5 protein-coding genes are annotated in these 4494 nt (G+C 67.3%); all 5 read right to left on the bottom strand.

Going from position 1 to position 4494, the window contains the following annotated elements:
- Nucleotides 1-85: 85 nt before the first annotated feature.
- Nucleotides 86-559, bottom strand: coding sequence for a hypothetical protein (locus ABGA94_RS17770; protein WP_095378317.1), 474 nt, complete (start codon nucleotides 557-559; stop codon nucleotides 86-88).
- A gap of 29 nt (nucleotides 560-588) precedes the next feature.
- Entirely contained in the window at nucleotides 589-918 is a 330-nt protein-coding gene (locus ABGA94_RS17765) for a DUF3325 domain-containing protein (protein ID WP_111127067.1), read from the bottom strand.
- Entirely contained in the window at nucleotides 915-2552 is a 1638-nt protein-coding gene (locus tag ABGA94_RS17760; protein ID WP_111127069.1) for a PepSY domain-containing protein, read from the bottom strand. The genes ABGA94_RS17765 and ABGA94_RS17760 overlap by 4 nt, the downstream gene beginning before the upstream one ends.
- Nucleotides 2549-2863, bottom strand: a complete 315-nt coding sequence (locus ABGA94_RS17755; protein ID WP_005415910.1) for a DUF3649 domain-containing protein — start codon at nucleotides 2861-2863, stop codon at nucleotides 2549-2551. The genes ABGA94_RS17760 and ABGA94_RS17755 overlap by 4 nt, the downstream gene beginning before the upstream one ends.
- A 245-nt stretch (nucleotides 2864-3108) precedes the next feature.
- Nucleotides 3109-4395, bottom strand: coding sequence for a DUF445 domain-containing protein (locus ABGA94_RS17750; RefSeq protein ID WP_375367863.1), 1287 nt, complete (start codon nucleotides 4393-4395; stop codon nucleotides 3109-3111).
- Nucleotides 4396-4494: the final 99 nt, after the last annotated feature.

Genomic DNA, 4494 nt, shown 5'->3' with positions numbered 1-4494 from the left:
AGAACCGTGGAAGGTCCGCGGGATGCCGGCCAGCGGCCGGCATTACCGCATCTGGTCCGTAGATCCACGCCATGCGTGGATCGGCCTAAAGCACCAACAATCGCCCCGGCGCATGGGCCAGGGGCCAATGACCCTGTTCGTACAGCGCAAGCACAGGCTCCCAGTGTGCCGGCAGGCTGAGATGCATCTCCAGCAGGCGTTGCCGGAAGGCGAACATCGCCCCATCGCGCGCCACCAGCTGCAGGTCATGTGCGCCACAGCGCAGTGCCGGCAGATCCAGGGCCGAAAGCGCGCGCATCAACGTGCGGTTGAGTTCGCGTCGGGCGTCGGCGAGTTCGGCGGGATGGGGCAGGGCGCCGTGAAACGGATCCGAATCGCCCAGTGTCGTGGGCATCCATTCGAAACCATCGGTATCGATGGTCCGCAGTGCTTCGGCCAGCGACCGAACGGCGACGACGCCGGCCGTTATGGGCAGTGTTTCACCCAACCGGGAAAAAAAGCCGATTCCAGACATCCGCTGCAGCATGCTATCCATACGGGCATTGTAGATCCACGCCATGCGAGGATGCCGCTGTCCCGGTCCTGCGGCTACAGCAATTCCAGCACCAACCCCAGCACCGGCAGCGCGATCGCCAGCGGCGCAATCCATGTTGGACGATACGGATACAACCCGAGCGACAGCGTCACGCCGGCCAGGGTCATTGCCCCCAGCCACAGCACCGGGCCCATCGCCCAGCCTTGGTCGGCCACGCACAGTGCGAATGCCGCCGCCAGCAGCGCCCAGCCCAGCACCCGCCACTGCATCCGCCGTGCGGGTGCGGCCGCGGCCTTGCCATGCAGGTCGTGCTGGTGCTTTTCCATCGACAGCGACAGCGCGGTGAACGCAGAGAACGACAGCGCCAGTGCCAGCAGCATCATGCGCTGGCCTCCGCTTCGGCCGCTTCTGCAGTGTTCACCGTTGCCTTCGGCGCAGCCGCAGCGGCCGCACGCTTCTTCTTCTCGGCCGCACTCAGCGGTGGCGTCCAGCGCTGCATGCGCCAGCCGCACAGCGCCAGCATTGCGCCGAATGCGATCATCGAAAGATCGACGCCGGCCAGTACCCAGTCGCCGTTGCGCAGCGTGACCCCGAGGTGGGCATGGGTGGTCACTGCATTGACCACCGGCACCAGTGCGAACGCGGCCGCACCCAGGTACAACTGCCACGCCCACATCATCCGCTTCGGCCAGATGAAGGCGGCCAGCAGCGCGGCGCCCCAGGCGCAGAAGAACACGTTGGCCTCGGCACTGGAGCGCTCGGCGATCTGCAGCGGCAGCAGGCGGTTGCCCCAGAAGTACGCCGCGAAGGCGATCGGCAGGCCGGCCACGGTGCCGATGTTCAGCGCATCGACCAGGCGCAGGCCGAATCCGGTACGCCCGTTCTTGGCATGCTTGGGACGCTCCTTCACCGCCCACAGCACCACGCCGCTGGCGACCATCAGGCAGCCGACCAGGCCGGACAGGAAGAACAGTGCGCGCAGGCCCCAGTCGGCGAAGCGCGCCAGGTGCAGGCCATACAGCACGCCACGGGTGGCGGTGGCACCGCCGGACGGTGGCGTCTCTTCCAGCAGCGCACCGCTGACCATGTCGTAGCGCAGCGCCGGGGTGTCGGTGGACAAACGCCTGCCGTCACGTTGGCGGATGTCGATCACCGCATTGGCAGCGCCCGGGTTGGACACGGTGAAGCCGGCCACTTCCACGCCGTGCCAGTGCGCACGCGCGCTGTCCAGCAACTGTGCGATCGGCAGCGGCGTGGCGCGGCCCTGCGCCGGCGCGGTCACCTCTGGCATGCCGCCGAAGGCTTCGCTGAAGAACTTGTCCTCGTCCTGCGGGTAGGCGACTTTCACCCCCCACGGCAGGTACATGATCATCAGAGTGACGATGCCGGTGTAGGTGATCATCGCGTGGTACGGCAGGGCCATCACCGCGCTGACGTTATGGAAATCCAGCCAGGACCGCAGGCCCTTGTCCTTGCGGAAGGTGAAGAAGTCCTTGAAGATTTTCTTGTGGGTGATGACGCCGGTGATGATCGCCACCAGCATGAACATCGCGCAGAACCCGACCAGGTAGCGCGCCCAGTACACCGGGATGTAGTGCAGGTCGAAGTGCAGGCGGTAGAAGAAGTCGCCGCCACGGGTCTCGCGCGCCTTCAGTGCCTGGCCGGTGTTCGGGTCGAGCGTGGCGTCGCCGAAGCCACCACGACGGCCACGACTGGGGTCGGCCAGTTCCGGTGGCAGCCGCCAGAACAGCTGCATGGCCGGGTTGCGCGGCTGCGGCAGGGTGACCAACCAGTTCTCGGCGTGACTCGCATTGGCCTGCAGGTAGGCCACCGCGCGCTGCGCGGCCACGTCGATGCTGACGTTGCTGGACGGCAGCTCCGGGCGCATCCAGCGACTGATTTCCTCGCGGTAGTAGCTGGCCGTGCCGGCCATGAAGATCAGCAGCAGCAACCAGCCGACCAGCAGGCCCGTCCAGGTATGCAGCCAGGCCATCGACTGGCGGAATCCGTTCTTCATGCCCAGGCGCCCAACAGGCGTGCGACCGCCGCCATCAGCAGGGCGGGGGCGAGGATGCCGACCCAGGCCCGCAGTGCGCTGCGGGTGGCAAAGGCCCACAGCGCCGCGCAGGCAGCCACCACAATGGCCAGCAGCATGCCGGTCAGCACGGTCTGGCCGCGCGCGCCGGGCAACGCCACCGCGCAGAACACGCTGGTCATCGAGGCCAGCGCATAGCCGCCGAAAATCGCGGCCAAAGCGCGTGACAGCACGCCCCAGCGCGGGCTGGAGAACAAGGTGCGGGGGCTGGCGGGTGTGGGCGAGCGGTCCACGGCGTTCCTGAAGGTAGGAGAAGGGATGGAACGCGTCCGCGGCCCCCTTGCGCCCTGCGCATGTCGCCCAGCGTGTCCCATCGACGAAGCACTGCCCGCGCAGACGGGCAGCCCAGAAGTCGGGGCAGTACACGGGCGATGGGCACGTTTTTGGTGCCCGTTTGGCTAAGCGTACAACCGATCAGCAAATGATATGTATTCGCATTTCATGAATCAAGCGTGCTGATCGTGGGCGTTGGCCGGGGCTAGAAACTGAACACCACGGTTGCCGCATGCAGCAGCAGGCCGATCAACCCGCCCACCAGGGTGCCGTTGAAGCGGATGAACTGCAGGTCGCGACCCACGCTCAGTTCCAGTTGCTCGACCAGGTGCCGCTCATCCCAGCCCTTCACGGTCTGCGCGATATGCGTGGTCACGCCCTCGCGCAGGCGGCCGGTCAGGCGCTGCGCACCTTCCAGCAGGTGCTGGTTGAGGGCCTCGCGCAGGGCCGGGTCGGCCTGCAGGCTGCTGCCCAGCGACGCCAGGCTGCGCCGCAGGTGTCCGACCAGCGCAGAGTCTTCGCGTTGCAGGTCGGCGCGCAGGCTGGCATGGATACGCGCCCACAGCCCCTGCACGTAGTCCTGCAGGGCGGGGTGGTCGATCATGTCCTGCTTGAGCTGTTCGATGCGCTCAGCCAGCGCCGGGTCTTCGCGCAGGCGCTGCACGTAGTTCTGCAGCCAGGTCTCGTAATCCTGGCGCAGCGGATGCTGCGGCTCGGCCAGCACCTGTTGCAGTTCTTCCAGTACCGCCCGCGCCAGGCGTTCGGCCAGGCTGTCGCCGATCTCGTCGATTGGCTTGACCCAGTTCACCGTGCTCGACAGCGTCGGCCATTCGCGCTGGATGTAGCGCACGATCAGCTGCGAGGCGCGCTCCTTCACCTCCGGCTGCTCCAGCCAGCGTCCCAGGCGCTGCAGGCCCTCGTCCAGCACGCGCTGGTGGCGGCCATCGGCGGTCAGCAGGGCCAGCAGTTCACCGGCGGTGGCAGCAGCGTTCCACTGCCGCAGCTGCTGCACCACGAAGGCATGCAGTTGCCGCCGCACCGCGGTTTCGTCGAAGAAATCCAGTGCCTGCAGCGCCCAGCCGCGGGCCATGTCGGCCAGCATCCGCGAGCGTGCCGGGTCGGCCAGCCAGCTACCGAGACGACTGGCCGGATCGAACACCTTCAGCTTGGCCAGCAGCACACCCGGTTCCAGGAACTGGTCGCGCACGAACAGCGCCAGGCTGTCGCCGATGCGTTCCTTGCTGCGCGGGATGATCGCGGTGTGCGGAATCGGCAGGCCCATTGGCCGCCGGAACAGCGCAACGACTGCGAACCAGTCGGCCAGCGCGCCGACCGCAGCAGCCTCGCAGAAGGCCGAAACCCAGGCCCAGATGCCGCGTTCGCCGTGCCAATGGCTGACCGCGAATCCGGCCAGCATCAACAGCAGCAGGCCCAGTGCGAGGGCTTTCAGGCGCCGCAGCTGGGCGCGGCGCGGATCGTGGGCAGGCGTCATGCCGGAAGTCTAACCGGCACGGCATGAGCATCTGGTAGTGCCGGCCGCTGGCCGGCATCTTCAGTTCACCCGATACCTTCATGGAGTTGCCGGCCAGCG

It is taken from the genome of Stenotrophomonas sp. 3diitr2024 (assembly GCF_042136455.1).
Classification (GTDB): Bacteria; Pseudomonadota; Gammaproteobacteria; order Xanthomonadales; family Xanthomonadaceae; genus Stenotrophomonas; species Stenotrophomonas sepilia.
The sequence above is the reverse complement of the archived record's forward strand: the minus strand, read 5'-3'. Positions and strand labels throughout refer to the sequence as shown.

Coding starts and splice junctions, on each gene's coding strand:
- ABGA94_RS17770 (WP_095378317.1), bottom strand. CDS start 559: ATGGCGTGGATCTACAATGCCCGTATGGATAGCATGCTGCAGCGGATG.
- ABGA94_RS17765 (WP_111127067.1), bottom strand. CDS start 918: ATGATGCTGCTGGCACTGGCGCTGTCGTTCTCTGCGTTCACCGCGCTG.
- ABGA94_RS17760 (WP_111127069.1), bottom strand. CDS start 2,552: ATGAAGAACGGATTCCGCCAGTCGATGGCCTGGCTGCATACCTGGACG.
- ABGA94_RS17750 (WP_375367863.1), bottom strand. CDS start 4,395: ATGACGCCTGCCCACGATCCGCGCCGCGCCCAGCTGCGGCGCCTGAAA.